We start from the raw sequence: 20,957 nt of genomic DNA on the forward strand, positions 1-20,957 counted from the left end.
GATGACGCCCCGGCACCGCGCCCCGACCCGCGACCGCCGCGCGCTGCGCGCCGCGCTGCTTGCCTGCGCGACGCTGGCCGCGATGCCGGCGCGGGCGGAGCCCGTCCGCGCCGTGGTCGAACTCTTTACCAGCCAGGGCTGCGGCGCCTGCCGGTCCGCCGACCCGGTGCTGCGCGACCTCGCCCACAAGCCCGGCGTCATCGCCCTGACCCTGCCGGTGACCTACTGGGACTATCTCGGCTGGAAGGACACGCTCGCGATGCGGCCGCTGACCGAGCGCCAGCGCGCCTACGCGCGGGGCCGCGGGGCCCGACAGGTGTTCACGCCCCAGGTCGTGGTCGACGGCAACGGCTTCGCCGTCGGGTCCGACCGGCCGGCCCTGGAGCGCCTGATCCGCGATGCCTGCCAGCACGGCGGGCTGCCTGTGCCGGTGCGCGGGGAGACCAACGGCGACCGGATCCTGGTGGAGGTCGGGGCGGCCCCGGAGGCCAAGACCGAGATCCGCGGCGACGTCTGGCTGGTACCCGTGCTCCGCAGCCGCGCCATCGCGATCCAGTCCGGGGAGAACGGCGGCCGGACGGCGACCTACGTCAACGTCGTCCGCGGCATGCAGCGGCTCGGTCCCTGGACGGGCCAGCCGACCCGCTTCGAGGTGCCCGACACCCAGGCCCGCGTCGCCGACGCGGACAGCTGGGTCGTCCTGCTCCAGGGCGCGGCCGACGGCAAGCCGGGCCGCATCTTCGGGGCCGCCAAGGGACCGGGGCTCTAGGCGCGGGGTCGCGCGCGCCGCTACTCCAGCGAGATCTGGTCGATCTGCCGGCGGCCCTCGCGCCGGTGGCGCGCCCGGGACGCGTCGGCGAGCGACGACAGGCGAGCGTCGAGGCGCTCGGATAGACGGCCCACCAGCCCGATCAGCCCGTCGATCATCCGGCTGACGCCTGCGACCGTCCCGGTCACGGCTCCGACGATCCCGTTCTCGATGACACGACCGATTCGGCGAACACGCTGCATGACGACTGTCTCTGGGTGGGCGGCGCCGGCGGCGCCCCGATCCGCGGCAGGTAGGGCGGCCGCCCCGGCCCGTGATGCGGCCGAAAGCGGCGCGGGTCCGCGCCGCGGGGGCGGAACCTTCGCGCGGCGCGGCCGGAGCGCTCGAACCGGCGGGTCGGCAGGCTCGTTGCATGGGTGAGCCGCCCGCCGTCTCGCGCGGGCGCCCCAGATCGAGGGTCGGCCATGCGGCGACGCCCGTTCCTGTCCGGGATGTTCGCCGCCCTGTCGCTGGCCGGCCGCCCCGCCCGCGCGGCGGATACGGGCGTCGACCTCCTCCTCGTCCTCGCGGTGGACGTGTCACTCAGCATCAGCGAGGCCCGGTTCGACCTCGAGCGCCGCGGCTACGCCGAGGCCTTCGGCGACCCGCGCGTGCTGCGCGCCATCGGCGACGGCCCGACCGGGCGCATCGGCGTCGCCCTGTTCGACTGGGCCGGACCCGGCGAGCAGCAGGTCGCGGTCGACTGGATGGTGATCGCCTCGGCGCAGGACGCGGCCGCCTTCGCGGCGCGCCTCCGCGCGGTGCCGCGCCCGTTCTACGGACGCACCGCCATCGGCTCGGCGATCGGTTTCGCCGCCGACCTTCTGGCCCGCGCGCCGTTCCGCGCCGAGCGCCGGGTGATCGACATCTCCGGTGACGGCACCGGCAATGCCGGGCGGCCCATCGCCGAGGCCCGGGACGCCGCCGTCGCGGCCGGCATCACGGTCAACGGCATCGTCATCCTCACCGAACCCGAGGGGATGCCGGCCTTCCTGAAAGAGCATACCAATCCGGCGGGCGGCCTGGCCGCGTATTACCGGAGCGTCGTGATCGGCGGGGAGGGCGCCTTCGTGATGACCGCCGAGAGCTTCGCGGCCTTCGGCCGCTCGCTCATCGCGAAGCTCGTGCGCGAGATCTCCTGACCGTCACCCGGATCCCAGAGGACCGACCATCGATGCGCCTTGCCGTCCTCCAGTTCACGCACGAGACCGTCACGTTCCTGCCGAACGACACGACCCGGGACGACTTCATCTATCCCGGCTCACCGGCCGCCGGGGCCGCGCTGCTCGCCACCGATCCCAAGGGCTACATGGGCGGCTTCGTGCAGGTGGCGCGGGAGTACGACGGCGTCGAGCTCGTGGGGATCACCTCGCCGCTCTGGCCGCGCACCGGCACCGCCTCGGGCTGGATCACCGCCGACGCCTACGCGCATTTCCTCGGGCAGATGGTGGCGGAGCTGCGGGCGCAGGGCCCGTTCGACGGGGTCTATCTCGCCCTGCACGGCGCGATGGCGGTGCGCGGCGTCCCCAGGCCGGAGGCCGACATCGCCCGGCAGGCTCGCGCCGCGGTGGGCGAGGGGGCGATCCTGGTCGGGACCTTCGACCTGCACGGCAACGAGGACGCCGCCTTCCTCGACCACGCCGACATGGCTTTCGCGGTGAAGTACTTCCCGCATTACGACGGCCACCTGCAGGGGCAGCGGGCCGCCCGGATGCTGGTGCGCGCCGTGCGCGGCGACTTCCGGCCGGCGCACCGGACCCTCAAGGTGCCGATCCTCTCGCCGACCGTCGTGCAGTGGACCGGCGCCGCACCGTGGTCCGACCTCGTGCAGCGGGCTCTCGTCTGGGAGGCGCGCGAGCCGGACGTGTACGTCAACGTCTTCTTCGGCTTCCCGTGGGGCGACGCCCCGGACGGCGGGATGACCGTGCAGGCGATCACCGACGACGACCCGGCACTCGCCGAGCGGGTGGCGCGGGACGTCGCGGATTTCGCGTGGCGGCAGCGGCGCGCGCTGCTCGAGACGACGCGGATCCACACGATCGCCGACGGCGTGCGCCTCGCGCGGGCGGCGGTGGCGGAGGGCGCCGCCCCGGTGGTCCTCGCCGACCACAGCGACCGGTCGGGCCGGGCGACCTGGCTGCTGCGCGAGATCCTCCGGCAGGGCCTCGCCCGCACCCTGGTCGCCACGGTGGCGTCGCCCGGCATCGCGGCGGGGTCCCTCGCGGCCGGCGACCCGTTCGACGCGCCGGTCGGCGGTGGCGGCGACCCGTCCGCGGGCGACCCGGTGCAGATCACCGGGACCGTGCTGCGCGTCGTCGCCGCGCCGGAGCCCGGCGTCGCCGGCAGCGGCGGCGGAGGCACCTGGATCTGCGTCGCGTTCGGGGCCGGCAACGTCCTCGTGCTGAGCCCGCAGCTCGCGCAGATCGTCGAGCCCGACGAGCTGTGGCGGCTCGGCCTGGACCCGGCGGATTTCGACGTCGTGGCGATCAAGTCGCGGGTGCATTTCCGGCGCGGCTTCGATGATAGCGGCTACGCCCGCACGATCCTGCTGGTGGAGCCGCCGGAGCCGTTCCTCGGCACGGTGCGCCTCGATCACCTCGCCTACGCGCAGATGCGGGCCGCCGACTTCTTCCCCTACGGCGACCCGCCCGGGCCCGTCCCGTCCGACCCATGACCGGTCCGGCGGGGACGACAGGTGGCGGCCGCCGTCACCCGCCGGTGCTCGCCCTGCACGTGCGAGGGCGCTAGGTTCATCCCGCACGCGCTCGATGAGGCGCGGCGAGGGAGAGACGGGATGCGGATTCCGGCCGACAGGCTGACCGCCTACGTGCGGGACATCTTCGTGCGCGAGGGATGCGCCGAGCCGGAGGCCGAGCGTATCGGCCGCTTCCTGGTGGCGGCGAACCTCACCGGCCACGACAGCCACGGCGTGGTCCGCGTCACCCGCTACGTCGAGTGGCTGCGCGCCGGCGAGGTCGAGGCCGGCCGCACGCCCGAGATCGTGACCGACGCGCCGAACTTCGCCCTCGTCGACGCCCATTACGGGTTCGGGCAGACGGCCGGCCCCGTCGCCGTCGATCTCGGGATCGCCAAGGCGCGGGCGAACGGCGTCGCGATCATCGCCCTGCGGCATGCCGGGCATATCGGCCGGATCGGCGAGTGGGCCGAGCGGGCCGCGGCGGCGGGGCTCGTCTCGGTCCATTTCGTCAACGTGGCGGGCAGCCTCCTCGTGGCGCCGTTCGGCTCCGTGGAGCGCCGCTTCTCGACGGCGCCCTTCGCGGCCGGCTTCCCGGTTCCGGGGGGCGACCCGATCATCCTCGACTTCGCCACGTCGCTGGTCGCCGAGGGCAAGGTGCTCGTCGCCTCGAGGGGCGGCAAGCCGCTGCCCGAGGGGGCGCTGATCGAGCCCGACGGCCGCCTCAGCGCCGACCCGGCGACCCTGTTCGGCCCGCTGGAGGGCGTCGAGCGCGACAACCAGCGCGGGGCGGGTGCGATCCGGGCCTTCGGCGAGCACAAGGGCTCCGGCCTCGCGCTGATGTGCGAGCTATTGGCCGGCGCGCTCACCGGCTCCGGCACGGCCGGGCCCGGGCAGCGGCGGATCTGCAACGGCATGCTGTCGATCTACGTCACGCCCTCGGCCCTCGGCACCGAGGACGCCCTCGCGGCCGAGACGCGGGCCTATCTCGACTTCTTCAAGAGCGCCAAGCCGATGCCGGGCGCCGAGGTCCTGCTGCCCGGCGAGCCGGAGCGGCGGATGCGGGCCGAGCGCCTCGCCGAGGGCGTGCCGCTGCCCGAGCCCGTCTGGGAGACCCTGCTCGCCGCCGGCCGGCCGCACGGCCTCGACGGCAACGCCTATCGCACCTGAGCCGGGAACGATCCGGCACGACACCACGCTCGGCGGCGACCCCCGGCCACAACGGGGGCGCCGCACGGACCGGGGACGCCATCCCCGGAAGACGGGAGGAGCCCACGATGCCTCGCTTGCGCTGGCTCATGATCGGCCTCTGCATGGCCGCCAACGCCATCAACTACATCGACCGCGCCAACCTCGCGGTCGCCGCGCCCTCCATGACCAAGGAACTCGGGCTCGACGCCACCGACATGGGCCTGATCCTGTCGGGCTTCTTCTGGACCTACGCGATCATGCAGCTGCCCTTCGGCTACGTGGCCGACCGGGTCGGCGCGCGGCTCTCCCTCGTGGTCGCGGTGGTCTGGTGGTCAGCCTGCACGGCGCTGACCGCGGTGGGACGGGGGTTCCTGTCCCTGCTCGGCCTGCGCATGCTGCTCGGTATCGGCGAGGCCGGGGCCTACCCGTCCTTCGCCAAGGTCGCGGCCTCGTGGTTCCCGCGCAGCGAGCGCAGCTTCGCCAGCAGCATCTTCGACAGCGGCTCCCGGGTGGGCTCGGCCCTGGCGATCCCGCTGGTCTCCTGGGTCATCGCGACGCTGGGCTGGCGGGAATCCTTCGTCGTCACCGGCGTGCTGGGCTTCGTCTGGGCGGTGTTCTGGATGTGGCTCTACCGCGAGCCCGAGAACCACCCGAAGGTGTCGCCGGAGGAGCTCGCCCGACTGCGGGCCGCGCAGGAGCGGCCGAAGACCGTCGACGCGGCGGACGCCCAGAACCAGGTGCCGTGGCTGTCGCTGTTCCGCTACCGCACGGTCTGGGGCATGATGGCCGGGTTCTTCTGCCTCAACTTCGTGATCTACTTCTTCATCACGTGGTTCCCGACCTACCTGGTCAAGGCGCGGGGCTTCTCCCTGGCGGAGCTCGGCACGCTCGGCAGCCTGCCCGCCCTGGCGTCGATCCCCGCGGGCTGGCTCGGCGGCTTCGCGTCGGACGCGCTCTACCGCCGCGGCTGGAGCCTCACCGCGGCCCGCAAGACCTGCCTCGTCGGCGGCATGCTGATGTCTTCGGTGATCACCCTGTCGATCATCGCGCCCAACATCTACGTGGCGCTGCTGTGCTTCGCGGTCGCCTACGGCAGCCTCGCCTTCACGGCGGCCTCGATCTGGGCGCTGCCCGGCGACGTGGCGCCGACCCCGGCCCACGTGGCCTCGATCGGAGGCATCCAGAACTTCGCGTCGAACGTCGCCGGGATCGTGACGACGACCTTCACCGGCGTCATGCTGACGGTCACCCAGGGCTCGTTCGTGATCCCCCTGATCGTGGCCGGCGGGTTCTGCCTGTTGGGCGCCTTCATCTACCTGTTCGTGGTCGGCGAGATCGCGCCGCTGCCGGTCCGCGACGCTCGCGCCCCGGCCCTGCGCCCCGAAGCGGCGCGGTGACGGCGCGGTGACGGCGCGGTGACGGCGACTGGCGCGACGGAATCCGAGGAGAGACCGATGTCCACGTATCCCGTGATCACCCTCCGCCCCGCCGACGGCGTGGCCGTGGCCCGCGGCGCCATCGAGCCGGGAACGCCGGTCGCCGACAACGTCGCGGCGGCGGAGCGGATCCCGGCCGGCCACAAGGTCGCGGTCCGGGCCCACCGGAGCGGCGAGCCGGTGACCAAGTACGGGCAGATCATCGGCTTCGCCAAGGCGGACATCGCGGCCGGTCGCCACGTCCACGTCCACAATCTCGGGATGGGCGAGTTCGCCCGGGACTACGCGTTCGGGGTCGATGCGAGGCCGACCCAGCTGGTGACGCCGCCCGCGACCTTCCAGGGCATCCGCCGCCCCGACGGGCGCGTGGCGACGCGCAACTACGTCGGCATCCTCACCTCGGTGAATTGCAGCGCGCACGTCGCCGACCTGATCGCCGACGCGTTCCGGCGGCACCCGATCCTCGGCCTCGACCCGCTCGCCCCCTATCCCAACGTCGACGGTGTCGTGGCGCTGACCCACAAGACCGGCTGCGGCATGGCGATGGGCGAGCCGCTCCGGCTCCTGCGGCGGACGCTCGCGGGCTACGCGCGGCACGTCAACTTCTCCCACATCGTCATGATCGGGCTCGGCTGCGAGGTGAACCAGATCGGCGCCTTCCTGGAGGAGCAGGGGCTCGGCGGCCGGATCCGCAGCATGAACATCCAGAGCCTCGGCGGCACCCGGAAGACCGTCGAGGCCGGGATCGAGTTCGTGACCGGCATCCTGGCCGAGGCGAACGTGGTCCACCGTGAGCCGGTGCCGGCGAGCGAGCTGATCGTCGCCCTGCAGTGCGGCGGCTCGGACGGGTATTCCGGCGTGTCGGCCAACCCGGCGCTGGGGATCGCCAGCGACCTCGTGGTGCGGAACGGCGGCACGGTGATCCTGTCGGAGACCACCGAGACCTACGGCGCCGAGCACCTGTTCACCCGCCGCGCTATCAGCCCGGAGGTCGGCCAGAAGCTCGTCGACCTGATGCACTGGTGGGAGGAGTACACCCGCAAGGAGGGCTCGGAGATCGACGCGAACCCGTCGCCGGGCAACAAGGCCGGCGGCCTGACCACGATCCTGGAGAAGTCCCTCGGCGCCATGGCGAAGGCCGGCAGCACCAACTTGGTCGACGTGCTGCGCTACGCCGACCCCGTCACCGCCAAGGGCTTCGTCTTCATGGACACGCCCGGCTACGACCCGGTCTCGGCGACCGGGCAGGTCGCGGGCGGCGCGAACCTCGTCTGCTTCACCACCGGCCGCGGTAGCGTGTTCGGCTGCAAGCCGTCGCCCTCGATCAAGATCGCCACCAACTCGGCCATGTACCGTCGACTCGAGGAGGATATGGACGTCAATTGCGGCACGATCCTCGACGGCGCGGAGAGCGTGGAGCAGGCCGGCCACCGGATTTTCGACCTCATCCTGCGGGTCGCCGGCGGCGAGCGGACGAAGAGCGAGCAGTTCGATTTCGGCGCGTCGGAATTCGCCCCCTGGCAGATCGGCGCGACCGTGTGAGGGAGCGGGGCGCGCGCTCCGCCGTCATCGCGAGCGCAGCGCGGCGATCCGGGGAGGCGAAACTTCGGTGAGTGTGGCGCAGCCCTGGATTGCTTCGCTGCGCACGCAGAGACGGCCATTCCGACCGCCGTGCAGGCCTGGTCTCAGAGGTCGGTCCGGACCACGTGCGGGAAGCTCAGGATGAAGTCGGGGCCGAAGGCCGTGACCGGCGTGTGGAAGCCGGGCGCGACGGTGCCGGCAGCGACGCGGCGGGCCGCCTCCAAGGCGGTCCAGACGGTGAGCGTGTAGCCCTCGGGCGTCTCCATCCGGCTCGCCGCGCGGCGGCCGGCGCCGTCCCAGGCCTCCGCCAGGAAGGTGCTGCGGGCCTTCTCGCGCGCGGCGGCCGAAGGGCCCTCCGGCAGCCGGTCGATGCCGCGGTTGATCAGGCGCTGGGCGGTGCCGCCCGCGATGATCCGCCGGATGCCGGCGGGCAGGCCGGCCGCCGCCGCCATGGCGGGGAAGGCCTCGAAGTAGACGTCGATGTTCGGGACGCCGGTCGAGTACCACGCGCTCGACACGTCGCCCCAGCCGAGCCCCACGGTCCGACGCGGTCCCGTTCCGAAATCCGCGGTGGCGCGCGGCGGGCTCGGCAACTCGACGATGCGCCCGTCCCGGCGCACCCGCGTGCCCCAGGCGATGCCCTCCACCATGGTGCGGGCCGTGCCGCGGCTGAAGCCGCCGAACCCGCCGATGGAGATGCGCAGATGCGTCGCGCCGGGAACGCGGCCGGCCACGTGGGCGGCGAGGCAGTCGCTCGGCACCACGTCGAAGCCCGCCGCCGGCAGGAGGACGATGCCGGCCGCCTTCGCGGCCGCATCCTTGGCCGCGAGGGCCTCCAGCACGGCGATCTCGCCGGTGATGTCGACGTAGTGCGCGCCGGCCGCGAGGCAGGCCTCGGCCATCGGCCGCGCCGTCCGCGAGAACGGGCCGGCCGCGTGGATCACCGCCGCCACGCCCGCGAGGGCGGATTGCAGGCCCGCGGCATCGTCGAGCCGCGCGGCCCGCATCTCGAGGTTCAGCCGGGCCGCCAGCGGCCGCAGCTTCTCGGGATCGCGCCCGGCCAGGATCGGGCGCAACCCCTGCCCGACGGCGTGCGCGGCCAGGAGCTGCCCGGTATAGCCGGTGGCGCCGTAGATCAGGATCGCGGTCATCCCGGGGTTCTGACACCGCTTCCGCCGGTGTCAAAGCGCGCGCCGCGTCGCCGCCCCGGATGCTAGGGCTGCGCCGATCCGATCGTCCCGCGGCGGGGATCTGACACCCTCCGTCCCCGCCCGAACAGGAGCCGAGGCACGATGTACGAGCGTAACCTCCCGCCGCGCGCGCGCCGCGCCAGCCGCAGGATCGCCTGCCTTGGCGCTGTCCTCCTGGGCCTGGCCGTGCCCGCCCGGGCCGGTGACGGGCCGGTGGTCCTGAAGGCGCCGTCCGACGCGAGCCCCGGCATCGCCGCCATGCCGCAGATCGCCGCGCCGGCCGACGAGGCCGAGCGTCGGATCAACGCGGCGCTGAAGCGCCTCGACGCGCGGGCCCTGAAGGCCGAGCAGGCGTGCAAGGATCAGGGCGGGAAGAACAGCTCCTGGGAGCGCACCGTCCAGGCCCCGATGCGCGGCCCGCGCTTCCTGAGCTTCGTCATCTTCGACAGCGGGTTCTGCGGCGGCGCGCACCCGAACAGCGGCACGATGTCGATCGTCTACGATCTCACCACCGGCGCCCCGGTCGACTGGACGACCCTGCTGCCCAACTCCCTGACCGGCAAGCTCGCCCTGGCGGAGGGCCCGGGCGGGACCAAGATGGTGACGCTCGCGTCGAAGAGGCTGCACGCCCTCTACCTCGCGGGCTATCGCCCGAAGACGGGCGATCCGAAGGCGGACGACGCCGACAAGGAGTGCCGCGAGGCCGTCGCCGAGACCTATGACGGGCAGCCGCCGGCCATGATGGCGTGGCTCGACGCCAAGGCCGGCGGCCTCGCGGTGCAGTTCGACCTCGCCCACGTCGTCCAGGCCTGTGCCGACCCGGTGGTGATTCCCGTGGCGACGCTGCGCCGGGAGGGTGCCCAGCCGCTCCTGGCCGTCGCGCTGGAATCCGCCCACGCGCAGGCCTCGAAGTGACGCGATCGGCCACAGCGTGTTCGGCCTCGACGCGGGCCCCCGACGGTGTAGCGTGAGTCCGCGACGGCGCGATGCCAGCGCGCCGTGTCCGAGGGGCGGCCCATGTCCGGATCCGGCGTAGTCGACGAGGCGGCCGCGGCGGCGAGCGAGCCTTTCGGCGCGTTCGCGGCCGGCCTGGCGGACCTGTCGCCCCTGCGGCGGGCGGTGGTCGCGGCCTGCCGGCGGCCCGAGCGGGACTGCGTGCTCCCGCTCCTCGAAGAAGCGCGCCTGCCGCCCGAGGCGGCTCGGCGCGTCGCCGAGGACGCGCGGCGCCTCGTCGAGACCCTGCGGCGCCGGGGCACCCGCGGCGGCGTCGAGGGGCTGATCCACGAGTACGCGCTGTCCAGCCAGGAGGGCGTGGCGCTGATGTGCCTCGCCGAGGCGCTGCTGCGCATCCCCGACGCGGCGACGCGGGACGCGCTGATCCGCGACAAGATCGCCGGCGGCGACTGGGCCGCCCATCTGGGGCACAGCCCGTCGCCCTTCGTCAACGCGGCGACCTGGGGCCTGCTCGTGACCGGCAAGCTGGCGGCGACCCGGGACGAGGCCGGCCTGTCGGCCGCGCTCACCCGGCTGATCGCCCGCGGCGGCGAGTCCGTGATCCGGACCGGCGTCGATCTCGCCATGCGGATGATGGGCGAGCAGTTCGTGGCGGGGCGAACTATCGCCGAGGCCCTGCGGCACGCGGCGCGGCTCGAGGCGAAGGGCTTCACCTACTCGTACGACATGCTCGGCGAGGCCGCCGTGACCGCCGAGGACGCCGAGCGCTACCGGCGCGCCTACGCGGACGCGATCGCGGCGATCGGCGCGGCCTCTGCCGGGCGCGGCGTGCTCCGCGGCCCCGGAATCTCGATCAAGCTGTCGGCGCTCCATCCCCGCTACGCCCGCGCGCAGCGCGACCGGGTCCTGGCCGAACTCTATCCCCGCGTGCGGGACCTCGCCCACCTCGCCGAGGGCCACGGCATCGGTCTCAACGTCGACGCCGAGGAGGCAGACCGCCTCGACCTGTCGCTCGACATCCTGGAGCGGCTCGCCGCCGACCCGGATCTCGCCGGCTGGGACGGGCTCGGTTTCGTGGTCCAGGCCTACGGCAAGCGCTGTCCATTCGTCATCGACGTGCTGATCGACCTCGCGCGGCGGTGCCGCCGGCGGCTGATGGTGCGGCTCGTGAAGGGCGCCTACTTGGACAGCGAGATCAAGCGGGCGCAGGTCGACGGTCTGGCGGACTTCCCGGTCTTCACCCGGAAGGTCCACACCGACGTCTCGTACCTCGCCTGCGCGCGCCGGCTGCTCGCGGCGCCCGACGCGGTCTTTCCGCAATTCGCCACCCACAACGCCCAGACACTGGCGAGCATCGTCGCGATGGCGGGACCGGATTTCCGGCTCGGTCAGTACGAGTTCCAGTGCCTGCACGGCATGGGCGAGCCGCTCTACGAGGCCGTGATGGCCGACGCCGTCCTGCAGCGGCCCTGCCGCATCTACGCGCCCGTGGGCACGCACGAGACCCTGCTCGCCTACCTGGTGCGGCGCCTCCTGGAGAACGGGGCCAACACGTCCTTCGTCAACCGCGTCGCCGACGCGGCCGTGCCGGTCGCGGACCTGATCGCCGACCCCGTCGCCGCCGTCGAGGCCGCGCCGGATCCCGGCGCGCCGCACCCGCGGATCGCGGCCCCCCGGGCGCTCTACGGCCCGGCTCGCGCCAACGCGGCCGGGCTCGACCTCGCCGACGAGGCGGAGCTCGCTCGGCTGTCGGACGGGTTGGCGGCGAGCGCCCGCACCGCGTGGCGGGCGGTGCCCTCGGGCGCGGAAGACGCGGCGGCCGACGAACCCGTCCACAATCCCGCCGACCGCCGGGACGTCGTCGGATTCTACCAGGCGGCGACGGTGGAGACCGTGGCGGTCGCCGTGGCGCGCGCGCAGGCGGGCGCGGCCGGCTGGGCGGCGACGCCGGCGACCGCGCGCGCCGCCTGCCTGCGGCGGGCCGCCGACGTCCTCGAGGCGCAGATGCCGCCGCTGATCGGGCTCGTCGTGCGGGAGGCGGGCAAGACCTGCGCGAGCGCCGTCGCGGAGATCCGCGAGGCGGTCGACTTCCTCCGCTACGCCGCCGCCGAGGCCGAGCGGACCCTCGGTGACGCGCACGCGCCGCTCGGTCCGGTCGCCTGCATCGCGCCGTGGAATTTCCCGCTGGCGATCTTCGTCGGTCAGGTCGCGGCCGCCCTGGCGGCGGGCAACACGGTCCTGGCGAAACCCGCCGAGGAGACCCCGCTGATCGCGGCCGCTGCCGTCCGCGCGCTGCACGCGGCCGGGATTCCCGTCGAGGCGCTGCACCTCCTGCCGGGCGACGGCCGGGTCGGCGCCGCCCTGGTCGAGGATCCGCGCGTGCAGGGCGTGATGTTCACCGGATCGACGGCGGTGGCCAAGGGCATCCAGCGGGCTCTGGCGGAGCGGCTGAACCGTTTCGGCGAGCCGGTGCCGTTCGTGGCCGAGACCGGCGGCCAGAACGCCCTCGTGGTCGATTCCTCCGCGCTCGCCGAGCAGGTGGTGGCCGATGTCATCGCCTCGGCCTTCGATTCCGCCGGGCAGCGCTGCTCGGCGCTCCGCATCCTGTGCCTGCAGGAGGAGATCGCCGACCGGACGCTGCACATGCTGAAGGGCGCCCTGCGGGAGCTGCGGGTGGGCGACCCGCGGGCCCTGCCCGTCGATGTCGGGCCGGTCATCACCGCCGAGGCCGCCGACCGGGTCGTCGGACACGTGACGCGGATGCGCGCGCGGGGCTTCCCGGTGGAGCAGTTTCCCCTGCCGCCCGAGTCCGGCGCCGGGACCTTCGTGCCGCCGACCCTGATCGAGATCGGGGCCGTCGCCGATGTCGAGCAGGAGGTGTTCGGTCCCGTGCTCCACGTGCTACGCTACCGCCGCGACGGCCTCGACGCGCTCCTGGCGGCGATCGACGCGACCGGCTACGGGCTCACCTTCGGGCTGCACAGCCGCATCGACGAGACCATCGACCGGGTCCTCGATCGCGTGCGGGCCGGCAATTGCTACGTCAATCGCAACATCATCGGCGCGGTTGTCGGCGTGCAGCCCTTCGGCGGCTCCGGGCTGTCGGGGACGGGCCCGAAGGCCGGCGGCCCGCTGATCCTCGGCCGTCTGCTGCGGCGATCGCCCGCCGCCGCCCGCGACGGGCTGCCCACCGACGACGGGGCGCTGCGTCCCTACACGGCGTGGCTGCGCTCGCGGCACCGCCACGACCTCGCGGACAGGCTCGAAGCCGTCCGCTATCCCGGCCGCGCCGCGATCGCGCTGGCCGGTCCCGTCGGTGAGCACAACCTGTACGCGCTGCGTCCCCGTGGGCGCGTCGCGGCCGTCGCGGCGACCGAGACGGCGCTCCTGCTCCAGATCGGCGCGATCCTCGGCACGGGCAACGCGGCCGTCGTCATCGGGCCGGACGGGCGCGATCCGGTCCTGGACGGTCTGCCGGAAGCGTGCGCGGCGCGGGTTGCCCGGGCGCCGGACCTCGACCGCGCGGGCGCGATCGCCGGGGTCCTGTTCGCGGGCGACGCCGACGACCTGCTGGCCCTGAACAGGGCCGTCGCGGCCCGCGAGGGCGCGATCCTGCCGATCCAGGCCCGCTGCCCGGAGGCGCTGGCGGCCGGCGACCTCTACGATCCGGCCGGCCTGGTGGAGGAGGTCACCACCACGATCAACACCGCGGCGGCCGGCGGCAATGCCAGCCTGATGAGCGTCGGGTGAGCCCGGAACTGCCCGGTCAGGCCGACCGGCGCAGGTTCCAGAACAGCGGCAGCCCGGTCAGCATGCCTTCGAGGTCCCGCCGGTAGGCGGTCGGCTGGAAATACTGGCCGCAGGGCAGGTAGGCGCCGACCTCCAGCGCCCGCGCCTGGATCCGCGCCGCCAGCGCCTTCTGGGCGTCGAGGTCCGGCGCGTCGAACCACGCGCCGCGCAGCTCCTCCAGGGGCGCGTCGGTCAGCCAGCTCGGCACGCCGGCCCGGCCGTTCCCGCGGGCGGCCAGATGGTAGGCCGGCGAGAGGTGGTCGAGCCCGCCGGAGAAGATGCCGAACATCGACCAGCCACCCTGGTCCAGGGGCTTGGCGTTCAGGATCCGCTGGTTGACCGTCCCCCAGTCGGTGGCGACGACGTCGAGGTTCATCCCGATCTTGCGGCAGGCATCGGCCATCACCTCGCAGATCGCGTTGATCCGCGGCACGTCGGTCCCGGAGAGCAGCACGACGCGCTCGCCCTTGTAGCCCGCCGCCGCCAGCGCCCGCTTCGCGGCGGCGAGGTCGCGGGGGGCAGTCAGCGCCTCCATGCCGGCCGAGGACGCCATCGGCCCGCCGGCCGTGAAGATGCCGACGGGCCCGCGCCGGATCGCCGGGTCGCTGCCGGCGACGGCGTCCATCATCTCGGTCTGGTCGACGGCCGCGAGCAGCGCATGGCTGATCGCGGGATTGTCGAAGGGCGGCAGGGTGTGGTTGAGGCGGATCTGGCCGATCAGCCCGGCGGTTTCCACCAGATCCACCCGCACGGCGGGCTGGCGGTTCAGGTCCGGCACGAGATCGACGAGGGGCTGCTCCCACCAGTCGATCTCGCCCGAGCGCAGGGCGCCGGCCGCGGTCGCGCCGTCGGGGATCGTGCGCCACTCGACGCGGTCGAAATGCGCGATCCGCGGTCCCGCCGTGAAGCTCGGCGTGCCGTCGGGGCGCGGTCGATAGGCCTCGAACCGGCGGTAGACGTTGAGTGAGCCCGGGACCCGCTCCTCGGGGACGAAGCGGAACGGGCCGCTGCCGACGATCTCCGGCACCGGCTGCGTCGCGGGCGTCGCGCTCAGGCGCTCCGGCATGATCACCGGGACGTAGGAGGTCGGCTTGGCCAGGGCGTCCGGCAGGAGCGGGAAGGGCCGCTTCAGGCGGAACTGCACCACCGTGTCGGAGGGGGCCGAGAGTTCGTCCACCGTCGCGAACAGGGCCCCGCCATAGGCATCGCGCTGCGCCCAGCGCTTCAGGCTCGCCACCACGTCGCGGCCGAGGACGGGCGTCCCGTCGTGGAAGCGCAGGCCGTCCCGCAGGGTCAGGCGCCACGTGAGGCCGTCGGACGCGACCTCGTGGCCCGCCACCATCTGCGGCTGAGCGCGGTAGGCGGTGTCGAGGCTGTAGAGCGTGTCGAACACCATCAGCGCGTGGGTGCGCGTGACGTAATTGGTGGTGATGATCGGGTCGAGGAGCGCGAGGTCCGCGTAGGGGACGAACCGCAGGGTCGTCGCGGAGGCCGCTCGGACCAGGGCCGGCCGGGCGAGAGCCCCGGCCATCAGGGCTCCGGCGCCGGTCAGCAGGGTACGTCGCTTCATGAATCGATCCCGGTCACGGCGGCGTCCGATCTGGCCGCAAGCCGGGTTCGCGTGCAAGTGGTGCGCCACTGCCGCGCTTCGATCAGGATCTCAGAACCCGCCCGGGCCGGTAGCCGGACGGGTCGCCCGTGATCGCGCTGCGCGGGCCCTCAGGCGGCGCGCGACCAGCGGATGTCGCCGAGGCTCTCGCGGAAGGCGAAGCGGGCGAGATGGTCGGCCACGACGTTCTCCAGCCGGGTCAGGTTGACCGGGTCGGAGCTGTCGATGCGCATCACCAGCGCGTCGGGCTCGGCATCGAAGGTGCAGACGCGGTCCTCGCCGAAGGGCACGGTGCCGTGAACGGGGGTCGCCTCGACCTTGAACTTGTGGCTCCAGTGCCGGCAGAGCTGCTGCAGGTAGCGGCTCGCCTCGGTGGTCTGCACGCGGGCCTGGGAGGTGGGCATTCCGTCGGTCTCCAGATGGATGTGAAAACAGCCTGTCGGTGACGGTTCGTCGTTCGATCTCGCACGTGCGAGATAGGGAGGCCTCAGAGCAATTGCCATGCCTGGCGCCGACGGATCCGTCTCCGCCGTCTTTGTTGAGCGTGTGTCCGAAGCGTTAGCAGCACCTTAACGCGACGGGCCGCCCCGGCGGTTCGCGGCGCGGCGTGGCTGTCCTGCACGCGTCTCCGCGCCGAATTATGGCGCGATGCACAAATTCGCTCAGGCCGGCGGCGGGCCGCGATCGGTCGGGACGAGCACCTTGCCGGGGTTGAGCAGGTCGTCCGGATCGAGCGCGGCCTTCAGGCGCCGCATGAGGTCGAGTCCGACCGGGTCGCCGTAGCGCGCGAGTTCCTCGCGCTTGATGAGGCCGACGCCGTGCTCGGCCGCGATGGAGCCGCCCAGGGCGTGCACGAGGTCGTGAACGATCCGGTTGAACCGGCCCCAGGCGGACAGGAACGCCGCGGGCTCCATGCCGGGCGGCTGTGACAGGTTGAAATGGATGTTGCCGTCGCCGAAATGGCCGAAGCCGCAGGGCCTCAGGCCCGGCATCTCGGCGAGGCAGGCCGCCCCCGCCCGCTCCAGGAACTCGGGCAGGCGGGAGAGCGGCACCGACACGTCGTGCTTGATCGAGGCGCCCTCGCGGGTCTGCGCTTCGGGAACGCCCTCGCGCAGGCGCCAGAGCGCGGCGTTCTGGGCCCCGCTGGTCGCGATGGTGGCGTCGGCGATCAGCTCGTCCTCCAGGGCCTGCCCGAGGGCCGATTCCAGTTCGGCCCCCGTGTCGGCGTCCGGTCGCGCGGACGCGACCTCGATCAGCGCGTAGGCGCCGTGCGCGCCGTCCAGCGGCCGCACCGTCCCCGGGACGTGGCGCAGCACGATCTCCAGGGCGAAGGGCGGCAGGTACTCGAACGCCGTGAGGTCGCGGTCCATCCGCGTCCGCAGGAAGACGAACAGGTCCAGAGCCGCCTTCGCCGAGTCGAGGCCGACGAAGGCGACGCTCGTCGAGCGCGGCCGCGGGAACAGCTTCAGCACCGCCGCCGTGACGATGCCCAGCGTGCCCTCCGAGCCGATGAAGAGCTGCTTCAGGTCGTAGCCGGCATTGTCCTTGCGCAGGGCCCTCAGCCCGTTCCAGACGCGCCCGTCGGCGAGCACGACCTCGAGCCCGAGGACGAGGTCGCGGGCGTTGCCGTAGGCGAGGACCGCGATCCCGCCGGCATTGGTGCTCACGCCGCCGCCGATCCGGGCGGAGCCGCGCGACGCGTAGGAGAGCGGGAACAGCATGCCGGCGGCCTCGGCCGCCTCCTGCACCTCCTCCAGGATCATCCCGGCCTCGACCGTGATGGTGGCGTCCACCGGGTCGACCGCGCGCAGGCGGTTCATGCGTTCCAGGGACAGGACGACGCCGCCCTGCGGCACGCCGGCGCCGGTGAGGCCGGTATTGCCGCCGAGCGGCACGACGGCGATCCCGGCCTGCGTGCAGGCGCGGACCGCGAAGGCGACCTCCTCGGTGCTCCCCGGCCGAAGTACGGCCAGGGCCGACCCGGTGAACAGGCGGCGGCTCTCCGTCAGGTAGGGCGCGAGGGCGTCGGGATCCATCAGCACGTGCCGCGCGCCGAGCCCGTCCCGGAGCGCGGTCAGCAGGGTGTCGAGGGCGGCTGTCGGCGTCATCGCGCGGATTCTGTAGGCCGGAGCAGGCCGGACGCAAGCGCCGGTATGGCGCGCGCCGATGCGGACCTTACAACGATGATGTAGGGCCCGGGCGTCGTCGCGCCGGTCCACCCGGACGATCCACCGCAGAGGCAGAGATGCTCTCCGTCATCCAGAACCCGCCCCGCATCGCGCTCCCCATCGTCGGTAGCAGCGACTTCTATCCCGTCCGCCGCGTCTACTGCGTCGGGCGCAACTACGCCGCCCACGCCCGCGAGATGGGCGCGGACCCGGACCGCGAGCCGCCGTTCTTCTTCATGAAGCCCGCCGACGCCCTGCAGATCGTCGGGCCGGAGCCGACGGCCCACGCCTACCCGCCGAAGACCGCCAACTACCATTTCGAGGTGGAGATGGTCGCGGCCCTCGCGAGCGGCGGCAGCGACATCCCGGCCGAGACCGCCCTGGAGCACGTCTACGGCTACGCCATCGGCCTCGACATGACCCGGCGCGACGTCCAGGACGAGGCCAAGAAGATGTCGCGGCCCTGGGACACCGCCAAGGCGGCCGACGGGTCGGGGCCGATCGGCGCGCTCCACCCGGTCTCCGCCATCGGCCACCCGGCCAAGGGCGCCATCACCCTGTCGGTCGACGGCGAGGTCCGCCAGAAGGGCGACCTCGGCGACATGATCTGGTCCGTCGCCGAGCAGATCGCCTACCTGTCGGGCTACTTCGCCCTGCAGCCCGGCGACCTGATCTTCACCGGCACGCCCTCTGGCGTCGGCCCGGTCCAGCGCGGCCAGCGCATGGTCGCGGCGATCGACGGTCTCGGCGCCATCACCCTCGACGTCGTCTGAGCCGCGCGGCCGCATGCTCCTCGATCGGCCGCTGCTGCGGCGCCTGTTCCACCTCGGGGCGCTCGCGTCCCGGGGCATGACCCTCGGCGTGCGCGGCGTCGCCCTCGACGGGGCCGGGCGCGTCGCCCTGGTGCGCCACACCTACGTGAGTGGCTGGCACCTCCCCGGCGGCGGCGTCGAGCGCGGCGAGACCGCGCGCGACGCGATCGTGCGGGAGTTCCGCGAGGAGGCGGAGATCGTCGCCGAGGGAGAGCCGCGCCTGCACGGCCTCTATCGGAACGTGGTCGCCGCGCCCCGCGACCACGTGGCCCTGTTCGTCCTGCCGGCCTTCACGGTCCTGCGCCCGAAGGCGCCGGACCGGGAGGTCGCCGAGTGCGCCTTTTTCCCGATGGACGCGCTCCCCGAGGGGACCACGCGCGGGACCCGCGCCCGGCTCCGGGAGATCCGCGACGGCCTCCCGCCGGAGCCGAACTGGTAAATCGTGACGGTTCGCGAAAAGGGCGCTTGCGTCGCCCGGCGGAATGGTGTTTAGAGAGCCGCGCCGGGGGCCGCCGGCACGAAAGTCCGGGCGGCGCGGCACAGTGAGCGGGTGTAGCTCAGGGGTAGAGCACAACCTTGCCAAGGTTGGGGTCGAGGGTTCGAATCCCTTCGCCCGCTCCAGTTTTCCCAACCATACGATCGACCTACAAGGCCGCAGCTCTGCGGCCTTTGTCGTTTCTGGACCTCGGCGAACTGCCGGTCGCGGAAAGGCGAACGGCGTCCGGGTGGACCGAGGCGCGGGATCGCGCCCGGTCAGCCCGGCTCAGGCGTCCTGTTCCTTCGCGAAGGCCCGCAGTGAGACCCGGGCGACCTCCCGCAGCGCCTCCCGGTCGGCGCCCGAGGAGGCCAGCACGCCCATGCCGGAGGCGACGGTGGACAGGAACCGCGCCAGCGCGACCGGGTCGGAATCCGCCGGCAGGTCACCGTCCTGTCGGGCCCGGATGAAGCGCTCGCGGAGCTCCATCTCGCCCTGCGCCCGCCGGGACGCCAGCTCGAACGGGATGTTCTCCGAGCCCGCGCCGCAGGCGAGACCGCCCTGAACGAGGAGGCAGCCGGGCGGGTTCGCCGGATCGGTGTGGCTCTCGGCGATGCTGCTCAGGAAGCGCTCGGCCACGTCGCGCGCGGTCTCGCCTGCCAGGACGAAGCGCATGTGCTCGGAGCGCCGCTGCGCGTACCGGTCGAGGGCGGCCTTGAGCAGCCCCTCCTTGCTGCCGAAGGCCGCGTAGAGACTCGGCGGCTTGATGCCCATCGCCTTCGTGAGCATTGCGAGGCTCGCGCCGTCGTAGCCGTGGCGCCAGAACACCTCCATCGCCTCGTCGAGGGCCTTGTCCGTGTCGAAGGACCGGGGGCGCCCCATCACCATTGCCTGCGGACTCCAACTTTTATATCGAGTGGTAGATAAGTCACTTGACGCCCCGCGTCCATGCCGACATGTGTAGCGACCTATACAGATGTTGGAGTCGCTCGTGGAACCTCAGCGTCATCCCTCGCGCAATCCTCTCCGTGCCCGGCGCCTCGCGGCCGGAAGCCTCGCAGTCGCCCTTCTCGCAGGCGTCTCCTACACCTTCATACCCGGCGCCCTGGTCCGGGGAACCGTGGCCGTCGCCGCGACGCCGCCGACCGAGGTGGCGATGCCGGCCTCGGTCGCGACCGTCGAGCCGCGCGACGTCATCCTCTGGGACGAGTTCTCGGGTCGTCTGGAGGCCGTCGAGCGCATCGACGTCCGTGCCCGGGTGGGCGGCGCGATCCTGGCCACGCATTTCGCGGAAGGCGAGGTGGTCAAGGCCGGCGACCTGCTGGTGACCATCGATCCCGCGCCCTACGCGGCCGAGGTCCAGCGTTTGGAAGCCCAGGTCGCGGGCGCCGAGGCGCGGGTCGGCATGACGGCGAGCGACCTCGAGCGCGGGCAGAAGCTGTCGGACCAGCGCATCGTCACGGCGCGCGACCTCGACGTCCGCGCCAACGCGTTCAAGGAGGCCAAGGCGAGCCTCGACGCGGCGAAGGCGGCCCTGGAGGCGGCGCGCCTGAACCTCGGCTACACGCAGGTCCGGGCGGCCGTCGGCGGCCGCGTCGGCCGCCGCGAGATCACGCCGGGCAACCTCGTGGCCACGGGCGCCGGGGCCGCCGTGCTGACCACGCTCGTCTCGGTCGATCCGGTCTACGCCAGCTTCGATGCCGACGAGGGCGTGGTCCTGAAGGCGCTGGCCTCGGTCGCCGAGCCGGGCGGCCGGCGCGGCAAGCTCGACCGCATCCCCGTGGAGATGGCGACCGCCGACGGCGCCCGCGCGGCCGGGCATCTCCAGTTCATCGACAACAAGGTCGACGCGCGCAGCGGCACGGTCCGGGTGCGCGCGACCTTCTCCAACGGCGATGGCCGCCTGATCCCGGGCCAGTTCGCCCGGATGCGCCTCGGTCAGGCCGCGCCGGAACGCCTCGTCCTCGTCGACGAGCGGGCCGTCGGCACCGATCAGGACAAGAAGTTCGTGCTCCTCGTGGGGTCGGACAACCGGGCCGAGTTCCGCGCCGTCACCCTCGGCCGGGCGGTCGACGGTCTGCGCGTCGTGACTTCCGGCCTGTCGGGCGGCGAGCGCATCGTGGTCAACGGCCTGCAGCGCGTCCGTCCCGGGACCCTCCTGCGCCCCGAACCGGTGGCGATGGGCGCGCGCCCGCAGGACGCCGCCTCCGGGCCGCGCAAGCTGGCGCAGCGCTGACGGCCGGCGCGCC

The 20,957-nt window shown here is 73.3% G+C and carries 17 protein-coding genes and 1 tRNA gene; 12 read left to right on the forward strand and 6 right to left on the reverse strand.

Going from position 1 to position 20,957, the window contains the following annotated elements:
* Position 1: 1 nt before the first annotated feature.
* Positions 2–769: a DUF1223 domain-containing protein gene (locus tag ACQKQD_RS24860; RefSeq protein ID WP_427509842.1), complete on the forward strand. Its 768-nt coding sequence runs from the start codon at positions 2–4 to the stop codon at positions 767–769.
* 20 nt (positions 770–789) lie between these two features.
* On the opposite strand, the gene ACQKQD_RS24865 is transcribed toward ACQKQD_RS24860, so the two are convergent.
* On the reverse strand, positions 790–957 hold the full coding sequence (locus tag ACQKQD_RS24865; protein ID WP_427509843.1) for a hypothetical protein: 168 nt from the start codon (positions 955–957) through the stop codon (positions 790–792).
* Positions 958–1,233: 276 nt separating this feature from the next.
* Here ACQKQD_RS24865 and ACQKQD_RS24870 point away from each other — a divergent pair, with 276 nt between their 5' ends.
* The 5 genes from ACQKQD_RS24870 (at position 1,234) to ACQKQD_RS24890 (ending at position 7,672) form a co-directional block, all read left to right on the forward strand.
* Complete coding sequence (locus ACQKQD_RS24870) at positions 1,234–1,950, forward strand: DUF1194 domain-containing protein (RefSeq protein WP_091680721.1); 717 nt, start codon at positions 1,234–1,236, stop codon at positions 1,948–1,950.
* Positions 1,951–1,982: 32 nt separating this feature from the next.
* Positions 1,983–3,482, forward strand: a complete 1,500-nt coding sequence (locus ACQKQD_RS24875) for a M81 family metallopeptidase (protein WP_427509844.1) — start codon at positions 1,983–1,985, stop codon at positions 3,480–3,482.
* Between the two features lie 120 nt (positions 3,483–3,602).
* Positions 3,603–4,673, forward strand: coding sequence for a malate/lactate/ureidoglycolate dehydrogenase (locus ACQKQD_RS24880; RefSeq protein WP_427509845.1), 1,071 nt, complete (start codon positions 3,603–3,605; stop codon positions 4,671–4,673).
* A 107-nt stretch (positions 4,674–4,780) separates the two neighbouring features.
* Positions 4,781–6,091, forward strand: coding sequence for an MFS transporter (locus ACQKQD_RS24885; RefSeq protein ID WP_427509846.1), 1,311 nt, complete (start codon positions 4,781–4,783; stop codon positions 6,089–6,091).
* 57 nt (positions 6,092–6,148) lie between these two features.
* Positions 6,149–7,672, forward strand: a complete 1,524-nt coding sequence (locus tag ACQKQD_RS24890) for a UxaA family hydrolase (RefSeq protein WP_427509847.1) — start codon at positions 6,149–6,151, stop codon at positions 7,670–7,672.
* Between the two features lie 143 nt (positions 7,673–7,815).
* On the opposite strand, the gene ACQKQD_RS24895 is transcribed toward ACQKQD_RS24890, so the two are convergent.
* Positions 7,816–8,862 carry a saccharopine dehydrogenase family protein gene (locus tag ACQKQD_RS24895; RefSeq protein ID WP_091926893.1) on the reverse strand — a complete coding sequence of 349 codons (1,047 nt, stop codon included), beginning with the start codon at positions 8,860–8,862 and terminating at the stop codon, positions 7,816–7,818.
* Positions 8,863–9,003: 141 nt separating this feature from the next.
* Between ACQKQD_RS24895 and ACQKQD_RS24900 the strand changes: the two genes are divergently transcribed.
* On the forward strand, positions 9,004–9,816 hold the full coding sequence (locus ACQKQD_RS24900; RefSeq protein ID WP_427509848.1) for a hypothetical protein: 813 nt from the start codon (positions 9,004–9,006) through the stop codon (positions 9,814–9,816).
* 102 nt (positions 9,817–9,918) lie between these two features.
* Positions 9,919–13,605, forward strand: coding sequence for a trifunctional transcriptional regulator/proline dehydrogenase/L-glutamate gamma-semialdehyde dehydrogenase (gene putA / locus ACQKQD_RS24905; protein ID WP_427509849.1), 3,687 nt, complete (start codon positions 9,919–9,921; stop codon positions 13,603–13,605).
* Positions 13,606–13,621: 16 nt separating this feature from the next.
* Here putA and ACQKQD_RS24910 read toward each other — a convergent pair whose 3' ends face one another.
* The 3 genes from ACQKQD_RS24910 to ACQKQD_RS24920 form a co-directional block, all read right to left on the reverse strand.
* Complete coding sequence (locus ACQKQD_RS24910; protein ID WP_427509850.1) at positions 13,622–15,214, reverse strand: ABC transporter substrate-binding protein; 1,593 nt, start codon at positions 15,212–15,214, stop codon at positions 13,622–13,624.
* A gap of 149 nt (positions 15,215–15,363) precedes the next feature.
* Entirely contained in the window at positions 15,364–15,657 is a 294-nt protein-coding gene (locus tag ACQKQD_RS24915; RefSeq protein ID WP_012320003.1) for a DUF2218 domain-containing protein, read from the reverse strand.
* Positions 15,658–15,915: 258 nt separating this feature from the next.
* Positions 15,916–17,361, reverse strand: coding sequence for an FAD-binding oxidoreductase (locus ACQKQD_RS24920; RefSeq protein WP_234082328.1), 1,446 nt, complete (start codon positions 17,359–17,361; stop codon positions 15,916–15,918).
* 137 nt (positions 17,362–17,498) lie between these two features.
* Here ACQKQD_RS24920 and ACQKQD_RS24925 point away from each other — a divergent pair, with 137 nt between their 5' ends.
* From ACQKQD_RS24925 to ACQKQD_RS24935, 3 genes are all read left to right on the forward strand, one after another.
* Positions 17,499–18,194, forward strand: coding sequence for a fumarylacetoacetate hydrolase family protein (locus ACQKQD_RS24925; protein ID WP_042670673.1), 696 nt, complete (start codon positions 17,499–17,501; stop codon positions 18,192–18,194).
* 13 nt (positions 18,195–18,207) lie between these two features.
* The gene (locus ACQKQD_RS24930; RefSeq protein ID WP_042670671.1) at positions 18,208–18,672 is read left to right on the forward strand and encodes an NUDIX domain-containing protein; all 465 of its coding nucleotides are present in this window, start codon (positions 18,208–18,210) and stop codon (positions 18,670–18,672) included.
* Between the two features lie 107 nt (positions 18,673–18,779).
* A tRNA-Gly gene (locus ACQKQD_RS24935) sits at positions 18,780–18,854 on the forward strand.
* A gap of 142 nt (positions 18,855–18,996) precedes the next feature.
* Here ACQKQD_RS24935 and ACQKQD_RS24940 read toward each other — a convergent pair.
* Entirely contained in the window at positions 18,997–19,596 is a 600-nt protein-coding gene (locus tag ACQKQD_RS24940; protein WP_427509851.1) for a TetR/AcrR family transcriptional regulator, read from the reverse strand.
* Between the two features lie 88 nt (positions 19,597–19,684).
* On the opposite strand from ACQKQD_RS24940, the gene ACQKQD_RS24945 reads away from it, so the two are divergent.
* Entirely contained in the window at positions 19,685–20,944 is a 1,260-nt protein-coding gene (locus ACQKQD_RS24945) for an efflux RND transporter periplasmic adaptor subunit (protein ID WP_427509852.1), read from the forward strand.
* Positions 20,945–20,957 lie beyond the last annotated feature (13 nt).

Origin of the sequence: Methylobacterium sp. NPDC080182 (genome assembly GCF_050281105.1) — a bacterium.
Classification (GTDB): Bacteria; Pseudomonadota; Alphaproteobacteria; order Rhizobiales; family Beijerinckiaceae; genus Methylobacterium.